At 72.9% G+C, this 17737-nt stretch carries 13 protein-coding genes; 7 read left to right on the forward strand and 6 right to left on the reverse strand.

From position 1 onward, the window contains the following. The first annotated feature begins 136 nt into the window (after positions 1–136). Positions 137–3694 carry a glycosyl hydrolase gene (locus GRQ65_RS24040; protein ID WP_160878299.1) on the forward strand — a complete coding sequence of 1186 codons (3558 nt, stop codon included), beginning with the start codon at positions 137–139 and terminating at the stop codon, positions 3692–3694. Positions 3695–3715: 21 nt separating this feature from the next. Here the strand turns inward: GRQ65_RS24040 and GRQ65_RS12435 are convergent, their stop codons facing one another. The 3 genes from GRQ65_RS12435 to GRQ65_RS12445 are packed head-to-tail and all read right to left on the reverse strand — an operon-like array spanning position 3716 to position 7859. Beyond that, a complete protein-coding gene (locus tag GRQ65_RS12435; protein WP_160878300.1) occupies positions 3716–5152 on the reverse strand; it encodes an aminotransferase class V-fold PLP-dependent enzyme in 1437 nt (478 codons plus the stop codon). Then, a complete protein-coding gene (locus GRQ65_RS12440) occupies positions 5149–6468 on the reverse strand; it encodes an MFS transporter (RefSeq protein ID WP_160878478.1) in 1320 nt (439 codons plus the stop codon). The genes GRQ65_RS12435 and GRQ65_RS12440 overlap by 4 nt, the downstream gene beginning before the upstream one ends. Then, positions 6465–7859 carry an alpha/beta fold hydrolase gene (locus tag GRQ65_RS12445; RefSeq protein ID WP_202388025.1) on the reverse strand — a complete coding sequence of 465 codons (1395 nt, stop codon included), beginning with the start codon at positions 7857–7859 and terminating at the stop codon, positions 6465–6467. Before GRQ65_RS12445 ends, GRQ65_RS12440 begins: the two co-directional genes overlap by 4 nt. An 83-nt stretch (positions 7860–7942) precedes the next feature. Between GRQ65_RS12445 and GRQ65_RS12450 the strand changes: the two genes are divergently transcribed. After that, on the forward strand, positions 7943–9475 hold the full coding sequence (locus tag GRQ65_RS12450) for a glutamate synthase-related protein (protein WP_160878301.1): 1533 nt from the start codon (positions 7943–7945) through the stop codon (positions 9473–9475). 175 nt (positions 9476–9650) lie between these two features. Here the strand turns inward: GRQ65_RS12450 and GRQ65_RS12455 are convergent, their stop codons facing one another. The 3 genes from GRQ65_RS12455 to GRQ65_RS12465 form a co-directional block, all read right to left on the reverse strand. Next, entirely contained in the window at positions 9651–11078 is a 1428-nt protein-coding gene (locus GRQ65_RS12455) for a trehalose-6-phosphate synthase (RefSeq protein WP_160878302.1), read from the reverse strand. Between the two features lie 68 nt (positions 11079–11146). Next, positions 11147–11764 carry a hypothetical protein gene (locus tag GRQ65_RS12460; protein ID WP_160878303.1) on the reverse strand — a complete coding sequence of 206 codons (618 nt, stop codon included), beginning with the start codon at positions 11762–11764 and terminating at the stop codon, positions 11147–11149. Between the two features lie 152 nt (positions 11765–11916). After that, complete coding sequence (locus GRQ65_RS12465; protein ID WP_160878304.1) at positions 11917–12906, reverse strand: Gfo/Idh/MocA family protein; 990 nt, start codon at positions 12904–12906, stop codon at positions 11917–11919. Between the two features lie 77 nt (positions 12907–12983). Here GRQ65_RS12465 and napA point away from each other — a divergent pair, with 77 nt between their 5' ends. From napA to GRQ65_RS12490, 5 genes are all read left to right on the forward strand, one after another. Continuing rightward, a complete protein-coding gene (gene napA, locus GRQ65_RS12470; RefSeq protein ID WP_160878305.1) occupies positions 12984–13289 on the forward strand; it encodes a nucleoid-associated protein NapA in 306 nt (101 codons plus the stop codon). Positions 13290–13303: 14 nt separating this feature from the next. Further along, a complete protein-coding gene (locus tag GRQ65_RS12475) occupies positions 13304–13819 on the forward strand; it encodes a LytR C-terminal domain-containing protein (protein ID WP_160878306.1) in 516 nt (171 codons plus the stop codon). A gap of 29 nt (positions 13820–13848) precedes the next feature. Next, positions 13849–14694: a trehalose-phosphatase gene (otsB, locus tag GRQ65_RS12480; protein WP_160878307.1), complete on the forward strand. Its 846-nt coding sequence runs from the start codon at positions 13849–13851 to the stop codon at positions 14692–14694. 203 nt (positions 14695–14897) lie between these two features. Continuing rightward, positions 14898–17207, forward strand: coding sequence for an endopeptidase La (lon, locus tag GRQ65_RS12485; RefSeq protein WP_439331863.1), 2310 nt, complete (start codon positions 14898–14900; stop codon positions 17205–17207). A 40-nt stretch (positions 17208–17247) separates the two neighbouring features. Beyond that, positions 17248–17736 (forward strand): hypothetical protein, encoded by a 489-nt coding sequence (locus tag GRQ65_RS12490; protein WP_160878309.1) that lies wholly within the window; start codon positions 17248–17250, stop codon positions 17734–17736. Position 17737 lies beyond the last annotated feature (1 nt).

Consider the following 17737-nt stretch of genomic DNA (forward strand, 5'->3'; position numbering starts at 1 on the left):
GCGAATTCTCGCCACGCGGAAGCATTGCTGGTCGCAGTGACGGCTGCCACAGTCAGGGCGTCAATGAAACCTTTCACCCCTTTTGCGAGGTGCACCCGTGGATCGACAACTGAGACGCTCGAGGCTGACGGCGGCGGTGGCTGCGTCTGCCCTCCTGGTCGGCGGCGCCGTGGTCGGCGCGGACGCCGCGAGCGTCGGCACGACGGGGCCGCTGGTCCAGGTGTCGGTGCCCCGCAGCCTGGTCGCCGAGGCGCTGACCGCGGCGAGCTTCGCTGACCCGTCCGACGTCGTTCGGCCGCAGTTCCGCTACTGGGTCCCGACCCCGCCGCCGGCCGGCGGTCTCAAGGACGAGGTGATCCGCTCCGACATCGCCGACATGGAGGCCCTCGGTGCCGGCGGTGTCGAGCTCGCCGCACTCGGCTACTTCGGCGGTGGTCCCAACCGCTCGGAGGCGTGGGGCAGCGAGACCTGGGCCCGCAGCGTCAACACCGTCCTCGGTGCGGCTCTGGACAGCGGCCTCGAGGTGTCCGCGACGATCGGCCCCGGTTGGCCGGCGCGCATCCCGACGGTCGACACCCCCAACGACCCTCGCGCGAGCAAGGGGCTCTACGAGTCCTCCACCGTCGTCGCCCCCGGCAGCCCGGCCGTCGCAGCGCCGCTCCCGGCGCCTACCGGCTACACCGCCGGGGCGGTGCCGACGCTCGTCGCCCTCGTCGCGGCCCAGTGCTCGGCCAGCGCGACCTGCGCACCGACGACGAACCCCGGTGCGGCGGGTGCCGCGCGGACGACGGTCCTCGACCGCAGCACGGCCCGCCGGGTCGCCGTGACCCGGGCCGGTGACCCCGCGAGCGAGCTCGACGACACGTTCTCCTTCACCCCGCCGGCCGGCACGAGCAGCAACGGCTGGGCGGTGATGGCGTTCTGGCAGGCCACCGAGTCCGACGCCCAGAGCGGCTACGCCGGGCCGATGTACCTCGTCGACCACCTCTCGAAGGAGGGGGCCTCGGTCATCACGGACTTCTGGGACCAGAACATCCTCGACTACGGCTCCGGGCCGACGAGCACCCAGGCGCTCATCGACGACCTCGGTGGGATCCAGCTGTTCGAGGACTCGCTCGAGCTCTCCGACCGGTTGAAGTGGACCGACACCATGCTGAGCGAGTGGACCGCGCGGCGCGGCTACGACCCGACCCTCTCGCTGCCCGCGCTCGCCAACACCGGTGCGCAGGCGTGCAACAGCTTCACCCCGACCCAGTCCGGAGCCAACAACACGGCCGCGGGCACGGGCTCCGACTGCGGCGTGCCGCCGGTCTTCGACTTCTCCGACGGCTCCGGGGCCTCCGTGCGGCGTGACTACCGCCAGACCTTCAGCGACATGTACATCGCCAATCGGCTCGGCACGCTGACCGCCTGGGGCGACGCCCACAACATCCGGATCAAGACCCAGTCCTACGGCGAGCCGATCGACATGGCGGCCGCCGCCACCGCCGTGGACGTGCCCGAGGGCGAGTCGCTCGCCTTCAGCAACAACCCCGAGTACTACAAGGTGGTCGCCGTCGGCGCTCACATGAGCGGCTCCAACGCCGTCTCGACCGAGTGCTGCGCGGCCTTCCGCACGCCGTACGGCATCGACCTCAAGACCCGCCTCGGCTTCGTCAACCGGGCCTACGCGGGCGGGGTCAACGTCAACACCTGGCACGGCTACAGCTACGAGTACGCCGGCAACGGCAGCCAGGCCTGGCCGGGTCAGCACGCCTTCGGCACCTTCGTCGACGAGGCCTACGGCAAGCGCAACCCCAACGCCACCGCCTTCGGCGAGACCCAGGACCAGCTGGCGCGCCAGCAGCTCGTGCTGCGCCAGGGCTCGCCGCGCTTCGACGTCGCCGTCTACCGCGAGGACCTGGGCCTGCGCTCGACCCAGGGCAACGGCAACAACATCGGCGAGTCCCAGGGCGGCACGTTCAACGAGGGCACGGTCGACGCCCCCGACACCGTGCCCGGCACCGCGACGGTCGCGGTGAAGACCCGGATGAACGAGCTCGGCTACACCTACGAGTACCTCAGCCCGGAGCACCTCGACCTGCCGACCGCACGGTGGGACGGCTCCCGCCTCTTCCCCGACCGGTCGGCGTACAAGGCCATGGTGCTCAACAACCAGAGCACCTCGATGCGCCCCGACGCGCTGCAGCGGGTCGTCGCCCTCGCCGAGCAGGGCATGCCGCTCGTGATCATCGGCGGACTGCCCAGCACCTCACCCTCGGCCGGCGACCAGGCCGCCCAGTCGTCCCTCGTCGCCCGGGCGTCAGCCCGGCTGCGCGCCATGGTCGACGACGGGGTCCACCGGGTCACCCGGGTCGGCAGCGAGGCCTACGTCCCGTCGGCGCTCACCTCGCTCGGGGTGCGGGCCTCGGCGCGTCCCGAGACGCCGAGCCCGGCCCTGCTGCCGGTCCGTCGCCACTCGGCGACCGGCGACTTCTACTACCTGTTCAACCAGTCCGGCACCCCCGTGCGCGAGTCGGTGACGCTCGAGGGCGCGGGTCAGCCCTACCGGCTCGACGCGCTGACCGGCTCGATCACCCCGGTGCCGGTCTTCCAGCAGGGCGACGGCACGGTCTCCTTCGAGATCTCGCTGGACTCCCAGCAGGCGGGGCTCTACGCCGTGGCTCCGACCGGCATCCCCGGTGTGCAGGCCCCGTCAGTGCGGGCACTCAGCACGACGGCTCGCGAGGCGGTCACCACGGACCGGGGCCAGCTCGCCGTGCGGACCGGCGCCGCCGGCACCGTCACCACGATCCTCGGCGACCGCCGCAGCGTCGTCACGCCGGTCACCTCGCCGGGGACCGTCACGCTGAGCCCGGTGTGGGACCTGAGCGTGGAGTCCTGGACGCCCGACGCGAGCACGCCCGACACGACCGACACGGCCCGGACGCTGCTGCCCACGCGGCAGGTCACCGCGGCGGCCGACGGCACGCTGCCGTCGTGGCGCGACATCGTCGGCGTCGGCGTCGGCGTGGCCGGGATCGGCACCTACACGCAGACGTTCACCGCCTCCGAGGGGTGGCGCACCGGGGCAGGGGCCTACCTCGACCTCGGCGCGGCCTCCGACACCGTCGAGGTGCGGGTCAACGGTCAGCCGGTGCCCGTCGACCAGGCCGAGCCGGGCTCGGTCGACATCGGCCCCTGGATGGTGCCCGGTGCCAACCGGCTCGAGGTGGTGGTGGCCAGTCGCCTCCTGAACGCCGTGCGCACCGCCGGGTCCTCCGGGTTCACGTCGGCGGCCTACACCGACAACGGGCTCTTCGGCCCGGTCCGGGCGACGGCGTACCGCCAGACTGTCGTCGACACCTCCGCCGCTCCGACGACGCCCCCGGTCACCGACCAACGGCGAGCCACGGTCACCGAGCTCGTGGCGAAGCGGTCCACGCAGCGCTTCCGTTCCGGGCCGCGGGCGGTGCTGAAGGTCCAGGTGACGCCGGCACCGGGTCTCGGGTCCACGGTGGCCATCACCCGCCGCGGACGCGTGCTGGGGACCGTGGAGCTGAACGCGGCCGGACGGGCGACCTACCGCCTGCCGCGTTCGCTCAAGCCCGGTCGGCACGTGGTGAAGGCGGTCTTCTCCGGAGACGCACGCAGCCTGGGGTCCACCTCGGGGACCGTGGTCATCAGGGTGAAGGCGCGCCGCCCCCGGAGCTGACGCAGGCCCGACCGGTGCGGCTCAGCCGCGCCGCACCGGTCGGGACAGCCGGTCGAGGAACGCCACCAGGAGGGCCTCGCGCATCGCCGGCGCGGCGACGTCGAGCAGCGCGTTGACCTCGGCCATCCGCTCGGGCAGCTCGAGGCCTCCCTCGCCCGCGCCGACCAGGCCGCTGGCGGCGAGCAGGCCGTCGAAGTCGTCGTCGGAGAGCGCTGCGGGGTCGAGGGCCTCGATGAAGGCCACGACCTCGGGGTCGACGGCGACCGGTCCGGAGGCCTGCGCCGCGCGGACGCTCTCGGCGAGCGCGGCCAGGAACTCCGTCACGTGCTCGCCGGTCGCGGCGCTCACCGAGAGGTGGACGGTGGGTGGGACCTCGCCGTAGGACATCTGGGGCTGGACGTACCACCCCCGCGCCGCCATCTCGTCGCAGACCGTGAAGGCGTCGCAGCTGTCGTCGGTGACGAGGGCGAGCAGGGTCGACTGCGGGCGCACCAGCAGCTCGAGTGCGTCGATGTCGGTGACCCCCGCGACGATGGCGTCGACCGCGGCGAAGACCTCGCGGGAGAGGAGCTCGTAGCCCGGATCCCCGACCGACTCGACGACGGCCCAGGCGCCGGCCAGGGGGCCGCCCGACTTCGTCGACTGCATCGTCGAGTTCAGCATCGTGTAGCCGGGCCAGGCCGCCGAGGCGAACAGCTGCGGACGCCGCAGTGCGGGGGTGCGGTGCAGCAGCAGCGAGGTGCCCTTGGGGGCGTAGGCGTACTTGTGCAGGTCGACCGAGACCGAGGTGACCCCCTCGACGGCGAACGTCCACGGCGGCACGTCGCGGCCCAGCCGGGCGGCGTACGGCAGCACCCAGCCGCCGATGCAGGCGTCGACGTGGCAGCGGATCCCGCGTGCCGCGGCGAGCGCGGCGAGCTCGGTCACCGGGTCGACGACGCCGTGGGCGTACGAAGGCGCGCTGGCGACGACCAGCACGGTCCGCTCGGGCGCCTCGTCGACGGCGGCCTCGGTGGCGGCGACGTCGGCGGCGCAGTCGGACCCCACGGGCACCAGCACCGCCTCGACGCCGAAGTAGTGCGCCGCCTTGTGGAACGCCGCGTGCGCGGTCGCAGGCAGGACCATCCGCGGTGCGGTGACCTCCGGGCGGGCGTCACGGGCCGCCTGCACCGCCAGCAGCACCGACTCGGTGCCACCAGAGGTGACGGTGCCGACCGCCGTGGCCGGGGCGTCGAGGAGGTCGAGGGCGAAGCCGACGAGCTCGTTCTCCATCTGCAGCAGGCTGGGGAACGCCGTCGGGTCGAGCCCGTTGGAGCCGGCGTAGGCCGCGACCGCCTCGCGACCGATGGAGTCGACGTCCGCGCGACCGCTGTCGTAGACGTAGGCCAGGGTGCGGCCGCCGAGCACGGGCAGGTCCTGGGCCTGCAGCGCCCGCAGTCTCTCCAGTGCATCGCTCACGGGTGGTCGACCTCCTGCTCGGTGAGGGAGTAGCGCGCCAGCCAGACCAGGCTCGCGACGACGAGCACGGCGGGGAGGACCGAGAAGCCGACGGTGATGGCGTCGAGGGCGCCGTCGGGCTGGACGGCGCCGCCGTCGGTGCTGGAGCGGTAGCCGCCCAGCGCCAGCACGAGCGCGAAGACCCCCGGCCCCAGCGCGAGCCCCAGGGTCTCGCCGGCCGTCCACACGCCGGTGTAGACCCCGACCCGCGAGGAACCGGTGCGCCGGGCGTCGACCGCGGCGGCGTCGGGCAGCATCGCCAGCGGGAAGACCTGCGCCCCGGCGTAGCCCACGCCCACGAGCGCCACCGCCGCCACGACCACGCCGAACGGCGCCACCCGCGCGGTCGCGGCGAGCAGCGCCCCGGCGGCGAGCACGACCGAGGCCAGCAGGTAGCCCCGCTTCTTGCCCACCCGGGCGCCCAGCGCCGACCACGCCGGGGTCAGCAGCAGCGCCGGGCCCACGAAACAGGCGAAGAGGATCGACGCCGCGCCGTCGCGCCCCAGCACGTCACCGGCGAGGTAGTCGACGCCGGCCAGCATGCAGCCGGTCGCGAGGGCTTGGACGACGAAGGTCGCCAGCAGCAGCCGGAAGTCCCGCGCGCCCGCGACGATGCGCAGCTGGTCGCGCAGCGAGCCCGGACCCGGCTCGACCGCGCCGACGGGCGCGCGCCGCGTGCCGGCGTACGCCGCGACGACGCCGAGGGCGATGACCAGCGCCATCGCGGCGCCCATGACGCGGTAGCCGTCGCGCCCGCCCACGGCGTCGCGGATCAGCGGCGCGCTCGCGCCGGCGACCAGGATCGTGAGGGCCAGGATCGCCACCCGCCACGTCATCAGCCGGGTGCGCTCGGCGTAGGACGACGTCAGCTCGGCGGGCATCGCGACGTAGGGCACCTGGAAGAACGCGTACGCCGTCGCGCAGGCCAGGAAGCACACCAGCACCCAGGCGGCCTCGGCGCCGCGCGAGCCGAGGCCGGGCGCGGCGAACAGCAGCGCGAAGGCGACCGCGAGCGTCAGGCCGGCTCGCAGCAGCCACGGGCGCCGCGGCCCGCGCGGATCCACGGTGCGGTCGCTGATGCGCCCCGCGACGGGGTTGAGGACGACGTCCCAGGCCTTGGGCAGGAAGACGATCGCTCCGGCCGCCAGGGCGCCGATGCCCAGGCTGTCGGTGAGGTAGGGCAGGAGCATCAGCCCGGGCACGGTGCCGAACGCGCCGGTCGCGACCGACCCCGCGCCGTACCCCAGCCGGACGCCGCGGGGCAGGCTCCCGCTCAGCGGGCCAGACCCCGCGAGCCGGCCGAGCCGTAGCGGCGCTGGGTGTTGGAGCCGATCGTGTCGCGGCTCGCAGACTTCTTGGTCGCGGTCTTCTTGGCCGCGGTCTTCTTCGTCGTCGCCTTCTTGGCGGCGGTCTTCTTGGTCGACGTCTTCTTGGCGGCGGTCTTCTTGGTCGACGTCTTCTCGGCCGCCGTCGCCTTCTCGGCGGCGGTCTTCTTGGTCGTCGCCTTCTTGGTCGTCGCCTTCTTCGTGGTGCTCTTCCGGGCCACGGCCCTCTTCAGGGTCGGCTCGGCGACGGCACGCTGGGCGACGGGGGTGCGCTCGTCGGTGCTCGACCACTCCTCGACCCACTCGTCGAGGGTGCGCCAGGTGGTCTCGCGGGCGCCGCGTCCGGCGAGCATGCCGAGGTGCCCGCCCGGCACGATCTCGAAGCGCACCTCGCGGGAGCCGCTGAGCAGCGGCACCACTGCCTTGACCGCACCGATCGGCGCGATGCCGTCGTTGGCGCCGGCGAACACCTGCACCGGGACCTCGATCGCGGCCAGGTCGATGGTGCGTCCGCCCAGCTCGAAGCGGCCGGTGCTGAGCTGGTTGGTGCGCACGAAGCGGTGGTAGAGCTGCCCGAAGCTGCGGCCGGGGTAGGCCGTCATGTTGCGGGTGAACCGGTCGACCGCCTCGATCTGGGCGAGGAAGTCGGTGTCGTCGTACCTCACCGCGACGGCGAGCGGCTTGGTGACGAGCTTCTGGAACGACGAGAGCTGGAAGGCCCACCGCACGAGCGGCTTCGGCGCGCCGCCGGTGGCCTGGTAGAGCAGGGTGAGCAGCCGGCCGTCGGCGAGGTTGAGCAGCGGGCGCAGGGGCGCGACCAGCGGCACCTGGGAGACGTCGACGGGCGAGCCCAGCACCGAGATGGAGGCGATCGGCAGGTCCGCGCGGTCGGCGGCGACCAGCAGGCTGAAGATGCCGCCGAGGCTCCACCCGACGAGGTGCACCGGGCGGTCGCCGGCGTGGCGCGAGACCTGCTCGATCGCGGTGGGCACGACGTCGTCGACCCAGTGCTCGACGCCCAGGTTGCGGTTGCGGAACGACACCTGGCCGTACTCCACCAGGTACGTCGGCCGTTCGGCCGAGACGAAGTGCTCCACGAGCGACCCGCCGCGGCGCAGGTCGAAGGCGAGGGCGGGCGCGGCGAGCGGCGTCACCATCAGCACCGGGTCGCCCTGCTCGCGCGCGGCGCGGGCCGGGCGGTAGTGGTAGACCTCGCGCAGCTCACCCTCGTCGATCAGCGTGCGCGGCATCGGCCGCAGGTCGGCGATGCCGCCGTAGACCAGCTTGTGCGCGACGTTGCCGGCGGCGGAGACGACCTGGTCCGGCTTGGGGAGCACGTCCATGGCTGAAACCTAGCCCGGTGGAGGTGGCCCTGGTGAGGGGCGAGGCACTAGACAGTCCAGATGGAGACCCGGATGGAGATGCCGTGAGGTGGACGCGCCTGGCGGCCGGGGCGGCGGCGGCGCTCGGCGCGGTCGCGGCGTACGACGTCACGCAGACGCGGCACGCGATCCTGCGCAACTTCCCGGTGGCCGGTCACCTGCGGTTCGTCCTCGAGAAGGTCGGCCCCGAGCTGCGGCAGTACATCGTCACCTCCAACGACGAGGAGCGGCCCTTCAGCCGCGACCAGCGGCGCTGGGTCTACGCCTCCTCGAAGGGGGAGAACCAGTACTTCGGCTTCGGCACCGACAACGACGTCGAGAACGCCGAGGGTTGGACGGTCATCAAGCACCGCACCTTCGCCGGGCCCGGCGCCGCGACCGCGCGCCACGCCGAAGAGGGCGAGCCGCTGCCGATGGCCAAGGTGCTCGGGGCGGCCCGCGGCCGGCGCCTCGCGCACCGGCCGGCGAGCGTCGTCAACATCTCGGGGATGAGCTTCGGCTCGCTGTCGGCCAACGCCGTCACCGCGCTCAACGAGGGCGCGAAGCGAGCGGGGTGCCTGCAGAACACCGGCGAGGGCGCGCTCTCGCCGTACCACCGCCAGGGCGGCGACCTGGTCTTCCAGATCGGCACGGCGTACTTCGGCTGCCGCGACGAGGCCGGCCGCTTCGACCTCGCACGGCTCAGGGACCTGGTCGCCTCGGCGCCCGTGCGGGCCATCGAGATCAAGCTGTCGCAGGGCGCGAAGCCCGGCCTCGGCGGGATGCTGCCCGCCGCGAAGGTGACGCCCGAGATCGCCGAAATCCGCGGCATCCCCGTCGGTGTCGACTGCGCCAGCCCGAGCCGCCACACGGCGTTCGGTGACGTGGACTCGATGCTCGACTTCGTCGAGCTCGTGGCCGCCGAGACGGGGCTGCCGGTCGGCATCAAGTCGGCCGTCGGCGACCTGACCTTCTGGGACGACCTGGTGTCCCGCATGGAGGGACTGCGCGGCTCGGGCGGGCGAGGCGTCGACTTCGTCAACGTCGACGGGGGAGAGGGCGGCACCGGCGCAGCGCCGCTGGTCTTCTCCGACTCGGTCGCCTACCCCTTCCGGCTCGGCTTCAGCCAGGTCTACCGCCGCTTCGCGCAGGCCGGGCTCACCGACGACGTCGTCTTCATCGGCGGCGGCAAGCTCGGCCTCACCGAGAACGCCGTCGTCGGCTTCGCCCTCGGCCTCGACGGCGTCCAGGTCGGGCGCGAGGCGATGCTGGCCCTCGGCTGCATCCAGGCTCAGCGCTGCCACACCGACGAGTGCCCTACCGGCGTCGCCACCCAGAGCGCCTGGCTCCAGCGCGGCCTCGAGCCCCAGACCAAGGCCGCCCGCGTCGCGGCGTACGTCGTCGCGCTGCGCCGCGACCTGCTCAAGGTCTCCGAGGCCATCGGCGTCACCCACCCCGCCCTGATCGGCCCCGACGACATCGACCTCGCCGAGGGCGTGCGGAGCTCGGCGTCGCTGCGCGAGGTCTACGGCTACGAGCCCGGCTGGGGAGAGCTCGGTCCGGCGCTGCGGGAGGAGCTGCTCTCCACCGGTGGTTGAGGAGGCCGGCCACGGCCGTCTCGAAACCACTGTCGAGGGTGGTTTCGAGACAGGACTTCGTCCTTCCTCAACCACCGCCACGGTGGTTGAGGAGGCCGGCTGCGGCCGTCTCGAGACCACTCGGACCGAAGGTGGTCCCGAGACAGGACTTCGTCCTCCCTCGACCACCGTGGGTTCAGTCGTCGCTGGGCGGGCGGACGGACTTGCCGTGGGACTCGCGGACGGCGGACAGCTCGCTCATGAACGACTCGGCCCAGGCCTGGACGTCGTTGCTGGAGACGGTCTTGCGCATCGCGCGCATCCGGCGGCCGAGCTCCTTGCCGTCGGCGCGGAACGCCTCGAGCAGGGCGGCCTTCATCCCGTTGATGTCGTAGGGGTTGACCAGCCAGGCCTGGCGCAGCTCGTCGGCGGCGCCGGCGAACTCCGAGAGCACGAGGGCGCCCTGCTCGTCGTAGCGGCAGGCGACGTACTCCTTGGCGACGAGGTTCATGCCGTCGCGGTACGGCGTCACGACCATCACGTCGGCGGCGCGGTACATGGCCGCCATCTCCTCGCGGGGGTAGGAGGAGTGCAGGTAGGAGATGGCGGGGCGACCGATGCGGCCGAGGTCGCCGTTGATGCGGCCCACGAGCCGGTCGATCTCGTCGCGCAGGCGCTGGTACTCCTCGACCTTCTCACGCGAGGGCACGGCGACCTGGACGAAGACGGCGTCGTCGACGTCGAGCTCGCCGTCCTCGAGGAGCTCGGCGTAGGCGCGCAGGCGGGCGTAGATGCCCTTGGTGTAGTCGAGCCGGTCGACGCCGAGGAAGATCTTGCTCGGGTTGCCGAGCGCCTCGCGGATCTCGGCAGCGCGCTCGGTCACCGTCTCCGACTGGGCCAGCTCCTCGTAGCCGGCGGCGTCGATGGAGATGGGGAACGCCGCGGCGCGCACCGTGCGGCCGTCGGGCAGGTAGACGAGGTCGCGGTGGGTCTTGTGGCCGACCCGCTGGCGCACCAGGCGCACGAAGTTGGCGGCACCGCCGGGCAGCTGGAAGCCGACGAGGTCGGCGCCGAGCAGTCCCTCGAGGAGCTGGCGGCGCCACGGCAGCTGCTGGAACAGCTCGGCCGGCGGGAACGGGATGTGCAGGTAGAAGCCGATGCGCAGGTCGGGGCGCAGCTCGCGCAGCATCTGCGGCACGAGCTGCAGCTGGTAGTCCTGCACCCACACGAGCGCGCCCTCGCTGGCGAGCTCGGCGGCGGTGTCGGCGAAGCGCTGGTTGACCGCGACGTACTGCTCCCACCACTCGCGGTGGAACTCCGGCTTGGCGACGAGGTCGTGGTAGAGCGGCCAGAGGGTGCCGTTGGAGAACCCCTCGTAGTGGCCCTCGACCTCCTCGGCGGTCATCGACATCGGGTGCAGCGAGAGCCCGTCGGCCTCGAAGGGCTCGAGGTCCTGCTCCGTGCCCCCGGGCCAGCCGATCCAGACGCCGTCGCCGGCGCGCATCACCGGCTCGATGGCGCTGACGAGCCCGCCCGGCGAGGGTCGCCAGTCGAAGCTGCCGTCCGGCTGCTCGACGCGGTCGACGGGCAGTCGGTTGGCGACGATGACGAGGTCGTGACCCACGTCGCCACCCTAGGCAGAGCGACCTGAGACCGCGGTCACCCCCCGGGGTCGGTACGCCGGGCGGGGTGTCAGCTGCTCGTGCCGAGGCCCTGGTTGGCGTCGACGCGCACGAGCTGGAGCTGCGCCGGGGCGTACTCGGGGTTGGCGGGCACCGCGAGGATGTTGCCCGCCGTCGGCCGGCAGAACAGGCGGAGCGGGCCGCCGACGGTCACGACCCGGCTGGCGGTGATGGTGCGGAACGACCCGTACGGCGCGGCGTAGGCGTCGAGCAGGTCGACGGCCACGCCGTCCTGCGACAGGCTGCAGAACATGTTGGCGGAGGCGCTGGTGAGCGAGGCCGTCAGGTAGAGCGTGGCCTGGTAGGTCCCCGCCGGCACCGCCGGCAGCGTCTTGTCGAAGCTCGCGACGTTGGAGACGCCGGCGATGTCGATGCTGTAGCTCTGGGTGAGGTACGCCGCGGGCGCGCGGCCCCCGAGCGCCGCGGCGTTGCCGACGGTGAGCTTCGGCGCCTGCTTCCTGACGACCTTCTTGGCGACCTTCTTCGACACCTTCTTGACCGTCTTGACCAGCGACCGCTTCGCCGCGTCCGGACGGGCGGTCGCGATCCCGGAGGTCCCGGCGACCAGGGCCAAGGCGGTGAGGACCGCGACGACGGGCAGCAGGACGGTGAGCACGCGACGGCGCATGGGGTTCTCCGGGTTCTTCGGGTTCGCAGCGGCGCCCGGAGCCTCCGGAGCGGCAGCAGGGTCGCACACGGTGTGCCCCGGGGCCAGAGAGTGGTTTCGAGACGGCGCTGGCGCGCCTCCTCAACCATCGTGCGCCGAACCAGCGGCGACCGTCAGTCCTCGCCGGGGTAGCGGACGCCGACCTGGGCGCGCAGGTCGTCCATGTGCCGCAGCAGGGTGAGGGTCTGGGCGTGGGGGACGAGCGGGCTCTCGAGCAGGCCCTCGTCGAGGCACCGCGCGAACTCCACCGCCTCGTGGGAGTAGCCCCGACCGATCACCGGCTCGGAGCCCTCCACGGTCACGGGGGAGCCGTCGTGCGGGGTCCAGGTGACCGAGGTCGGGTGGTGGAAGTCCTCGACCACCAACCGGCCGGTGTCGGTCGCGAGCTCGGCGCGGCGCGAGGACCACGACGTCATCGAGGCTCCCAGGGTCGCGACGGCACCGCCGGGGTAGCGCCCGGCGACCACCACGTCGAGGTCGATGCCGGAGTCGGCGAGCACGGCGGTGCCGCGCAGCTCCTCGGCCTCACCGAGCAGCAGGTGGGCGAAGGTGAGGGGGTAGATGCCCATGTCGAGCAGGGCGCCCGCGCCCAGCGCGGGGTCCAGCAGGCGGTCGCTGTCGTCGCTGGCGCGGGTCGCGACGACGAAGCCCAGCTCGGCGTGGAGCTGCCGCGGGGCGCCGTACTCCCCGGCGGCGACGGCGCGGGCGAGCTCGCGCACGACCGGGTGGCACGCCGTCCACATCGCCTCCATGAGCAGCACCCCGCGCTCGCGGGCCTCGGCGAAGAGCGCCTCGGCATCAGTGGCGCGCAGCGTCAGCGGCTTCTCGCACAGCACGGGGCGACCGGCCTCGAGGGCGAGGCGTACGTGCTCGACGTGCACCCCGTGCGGCGAGGCGACGTAGAGCGCGTCGACACGCTCGTCGGCGACCAGCTCCTCGTAGGAGCCGTACGCCGCCCCGCCGTGCTCGGCGGCGAACGCCTCGGCCCGCTCGAGGGAGCGCGAGCCGGTCGCGACCAGCTCGGCGTCGGGCAGCAGCGCCAGGTCGGCGGCGAAGGTGTGGGCGATGCGTCCGGGACCGAGGATCCCCCAGCGGGTCGTCATGGACCCGATCATGCCCGGCCGGCTGAACCGGGCGCGTCGAATCACATCGCTGTCATTCCTCACCTACGATGACCGCCATGGACGCTGCGAACGTGGGACGTCAGGACGCCGTCGCGGCCTCCTCCGAGCAGCCGGCCCTCAGTGAGCGCGACCGCGACATCCTCGAGTTCGAGCGGCACTGGTGGAAGTACGCCGGCGCCAAGGAGACCGCGGTGCGCGAGCAGTTCGACATGTCGTCGACGCGCTACTACCAGGTGCTCAACGCCCTGATCGACCGTCCCGAGGCCCTCGAGGCCGACCCGCTCCTCGTGCGCCGGCTCCGCCGTCTGCGCGCCGCCCGCCAGCGCCAGCGCTCCGCGCGCCGCCTGGGCTTCGACGTCTGAGTCTGGAGAACGCCATGAGCCGTGCCCGGCACAGCCGCGACGAGCGCGGCGTCGTCTTCCCCTCCCCGGTCGTGATCCTCTCGGTCATCGCGGTCGCGATGGCCGGTGTCGCCTTCGTCTTCACGCGCGACAGCGCCCCGACCGAGCGCGAGATCACCACGGTCGCCGTACCCGAGGCGAGCGAGTCCCCGGCCGCCGCACCCACGACGCCGAGCGAGACCCCGAAGCCCGAGAAGCCGAAGAAGCCGAAGGTCGACCGCTCGAAGGTCTACGTCGTCGTCTTCAACAACTCCGGCATCACCGGCCTCGCCGGCCAGGTCGCCGACCAGGCCACCCAGATCGGCTGGCAGGTCGTCGGCTCCGACAACTGGTACGGCACGATCCCGGCCTCCACGGTCTACTACCCCGCGCGGCTCCAGCGCGCCGCCAAGCTGCTCGCCCTCGACCTCGGCATCCAGCGGGTGCAGCCCGCGGTCGACCCGATGCGCGAGGACCGCGTCACCGTCATCCTCACCGGCCCGCTCGACTGAGCCGAGCCCGCCCGTGATGGGGTAAGGCCGTGGAGTTCACCTCGGCGGACGGCGAACGCCGCTACGCCGCGCTGGTCCGAACCGCCCCCGAGACCGTCGTCGGCCTCGACTTCGACGGCGTCCTCGCGCCGATCGTCGACGACCCGGCGAAGGCCTTCATCCACCCGGAAGCCGCCGAGGTGCTCCAGCACCTGTCCGCCCAGGTGCTCGCGATCGCCGTCGTGACCGGACGCCCCGCCCGCCAGGCCCTCGACCTCGGCGGCCTCGAGGAGGTCGGCCGCGTGGTCGACGAGGCCGGCAAGGAGCTCTACCTCTTCGGGCAGTACGGCAACGAGCGGTGGAGCTCGACGAGCCGTCGCGTCGTCAGCCCCCGCCCGCCGCGCGGGCTCGCGTCGTTCACCGCCGACCTGCCGCGGCTGCTGCGCCGCCACGGCGCCGGCGAGGCGCACATCGAGGAGAAGGGGCTCGCGGTCGCGGTGCACACCCGACGTCTCGCCGACGCGGGCGCGAGCTTCGACGAGCTGCTGCCGGTGCTGCGCGACGAGGCCGCGCGCTACGACCTCGCGGTGGAGCCGGGCAAGCAGGTCATCGAGGTCCGTTCGCCCGGCATGCACAAGGGCGTCGCGGTCCGCACCCTCGTCGAGGAGCTCGGGGCGGGGGGCTTCTTCTACGCCGGCGACGACCTGGGTGACGTCGAGGCGTTCGAGGCGCTGAAGCACCTCGAGGGCGAGGGACTGTCGACCCTGCGTGTCTGCTCGGCCTCGGATGAGGAGAACGCCCTCGTCGAGCTCGCCGATGTCGTCGTCCCCGGCCCTGACGGTGTCCTCGCCCTGCTCCGCCAGCTCACCGACGACGCGGCCGCGCTGCGCGCCTGACCTCCGGTGGTTGAGGAAGGCCGCTAGGCCTGTCTCGAAACCACGGTCGAGGTCGGGTGGTTTCGAGACGGTCGCCAGCGCGACCTCCTCAACCAGCGGTGCGCCAGTTGGTTCCCACCTCTGCTCACAGCGAACAACGGCGTACGCCGGAACACCGCTTCGATCCTCGAAGTTGAGTGAGCATGACTCAAGCATCACTCCCCGTGCTGTTCCTCTCCGACCTCGTGGTCCTGCCCGGCATGGTCGTGCCGGTGCCCCTCGACGAGGCGGCCCAGGCCGCCGTCGACGCCGCCCGCTCCAGCAGCGACGGCGAGCTCCTCCTCGCGCCCCGCCTCGAGGACCGCTACGCCTCCTACGGCGTGGTGGCCAGCGTCGAGCGGGTCGGACGCCTCGTCGGCGGCGGCCCGGGTGCGGTGCTGCGCGCCGGACGGCGCGCTCGGATCGGCAGCGGGGTGACCGGTCCCGGCGCGGCGCTGTGGGTGGAGGTCGAGCCGGTCGACGAGACCGTCACGGAGCACGCCCGCGAGCTCGCCGAGGACTACAAGCGCCTCGTCGTCGCCGTCCTGCAGCGCCGCGAGGCCTGGCAGGTCATCGACACCGTGCACCAGATGAGCGACCCGTCGGCGATCGCCGACGCGGCCGGCTACGCGCCGTACCTCTCCGACGCCCAGAAGCGCGAGCTCCTCGAGACCCCCGACGTCGAGCAGCGCCTGGAGACGGTCATCGCCTGGACCCGCGAGCACCTCGCCGAGGCCGAGATCGCGGACAAGATCGGCGAGGAGGTGCGCGAGGGGATGGAGAAGACCCAGCGCGAGTACCTCCTGCGCCAGCAGCTCGCCGCGATCCGCAAGGAGCTCGGCGAGGGCGAGCCCGAGGGGGCCGAGGACTACCGCGGCCGCGTCGAGTCCGCCGACGTGCCCGACGAGGTGCGCGCGGCGATGCTCAAGGAGGTCGACAAGCTCGAGCGCTCCAGCGAGCAGAACCCCGAGGCCGCCTGGATCCGCACCTGGCTCGACACGGTGCTCGAGCTGCCGTGGGGCGTCACCACCGACGACGTGAACGACGTCGCGGCCGCGCGCGCCCGGCTCGACGCCGACCACCACGGGCTCGACGAGGTCAAGGAGCGCATCGTCGAGCACCTCGCCGTCCGCGCCCGCCGCGCCGAGCGCGGCCTGCAGGTCGTCGGCGGCCGTGGCTCCGGTGCGGTCGTGCTGCTCGCCGGCCCTCCCGGAGTCGGCAAGACCTCGCTCGGCGAGTCCGTCGCCCGCGCGATGGGCAGGAAGTTCGTCCGCGTCGCCCTCGGCGGCGTCCGCGACGAGGCGGAGATCCGTGGCCACCGGCGCACGTACGTCGGCGCCCTGCCCGGCCGCATCGTCCGCGCCGTCAGGGAGGCCGGCTCGATGAACCCGGTCGTGCTGCTCGACGAGGTCGACAAGGTCGGCAGCGACTACCGCGGTGACCCCGCCGCGGCGCTGCTCGAGGTGCTCGACCCGGCGCAGAACCACACCTTCCGCGACCACTACCTCGAGCTCGACCTCGACCTGTCCGACGTGCTGTTCATCGCGACCGCCAACGTCGTCGAGCAGATCTCGAGCGCCCTGCTCGACCGCATGGAGCTGGTGACGATCGACGGTTACACCGAGGACGACAAGGTCGCGATCGCCCGCGACTTCCTGCTGCCCCGCCAGCTCGAGCGGGCCGCGATCGACGCCGACGAGGTGACGATCACCGACGCCGCGCTGCGCGAGCTCGCGTCGAACTACACCCGCGAGGCCGGCGTACGACAGGTCGAGCGGCTGCTGGCCAAGGCGCTGCGCAAGGCGGCGACCCGGCTGGCCACCGGGGCCGAGCACGTCGACGTCGACGTGGCGGACCTGAAGGAGCTGCTCGGGCGCCCGCGGTTCACCCCGGAGTCGGCGGAGCGCACCTCGGTGCCGGGCGTCGCGACGGGGCTCGCGGTGACCGGTCTCGGCGGCGACGTGCTGTTCATCGAGGCTGGCGCCCACGAGGGGGAGAAGGGGCTCACGCTCACGGGCCAGCTCGGCGACGTCATGAAGGAGTCGGCGCGCATCGCGCTGTCGTTCGTCCGCTCCCACGCGGCCGAGCTCGGCGTCGACCCGGCGTTCTTCGACCGCTCGGTGCACGTGCACGTGCCCGCCGGGGCCGTGCCCAAGGACGGCCCGTCGGCCGGCGTCACGATGGTCACCGCCCTGACCTCGCTGGCGACCGGGCGGCCCGTGCGCTCCGAGGTCGGCATGACCGGCGAGGTCACGCTCAACGGCCGGGTGCTCCCGATCGGTGGGGTGAAGCAGAAGCTCCTCGCCGCCCAGCGGGCCGGGCTGACCGAGGTGTTCATCCCGCTGCGCAACGAGCCCGACCTCGACGACGTCCCGGCCGAGGTGCGCGAGGCCCTCACCGTGCACGTGGTCGGCGACGTCCTCGACGTGGTGCGGGGCGCGCTCGAGCCGGTCGCCGTCGACGAGACGGAGGGTTCCGCCTCCCAGGCCGCCTGACGGGTTGAGTCACTGCGCGGGGCGCGGGTAGGAAGGGTCCGTGACCCGGACTGCCCGCGCCCTGCTCGCGTTCCCGACCGCCCTGGCCCTGACGCTCTCGCTGCACGCTCCCGCAGAGGCGGCGGGCAAGCCGAAGAGCCCCGACGGCAGCTACGAGGGCAACGTCGTCCCCACACCTGACAACGCCCTCGACCAGGTCTCGATCTCCTTCGACGTCGCGCGCAAGGGTCGCAAGATCAAGGACTTCGCCTTCACGATGAACGTGATCTGCGTGTCCTACCCCTACAACGACATCGAGCTCGTCACCCAGCCGATGAACGACATGAAGATCAACCCGCGCACCGGCCGGTTCCGCGACGTCGTCGCGGGCGCCACCGACGACGGCTCGGACTACCGCATCGAGGTCACCGGCAAGCTCAAGGGCCGCAAGGTCGTCCAGGGCACGCTGTCCTACGAGGTAGGTGTCTGCGTGCGCGGCAACACCCCGGGCGACCCGCTCGACTGGGAGGCGCAGCGCACCGGGCGCTGAG

Origin of the sequence: Nocardioides flavescens (assembly GCF_009823805.1) — a bacterium.
Classification (GTDB): Bacteria; Actinomycetota; Actinomycetes; order Propionibacteriales; family Nocardioidaceae; genus Nocardioides; species Nocardioides flavescens.

Coding starts and splice junctions, on each gene's coding strand:
- GRQ65_RS12475 (WP_160878306.1), top strand. CDS start 13,304: ATGAGCCGTGCCCGGCACAGCCGCGACGAGCGCGGCGTCGTCTTCCCC.
- napA (WP_160878305.1), top strand. CDS start 12,984: ATGGACGCTGCGAACGTGGGACGTCAGGACGCCGTCGCGGCCTCCTCC.
- GRQ65_RS12465 (WP_160878304.1), bottom strand. CDS start 12,906: ATGACGACCCGCTGGGGGATCCTCGGTCCCGGACGCATCGCCCACACC.
- GRQ65_RS12445 (WP_202388025.1), bottom strand. CDS start 7,859: ATGGACGTGCTCCCCAAGCCGGACCAGGTCGTCTCCGCCGCCGGCAAC.
- GRQ65_RS12460 (WP_160878303.1), bottom strand. CDS start 11,764: ATGCGCCGTCGCGTGCTCACCGTCCTGCTGCCCGTCGTCGCGGTCCTC.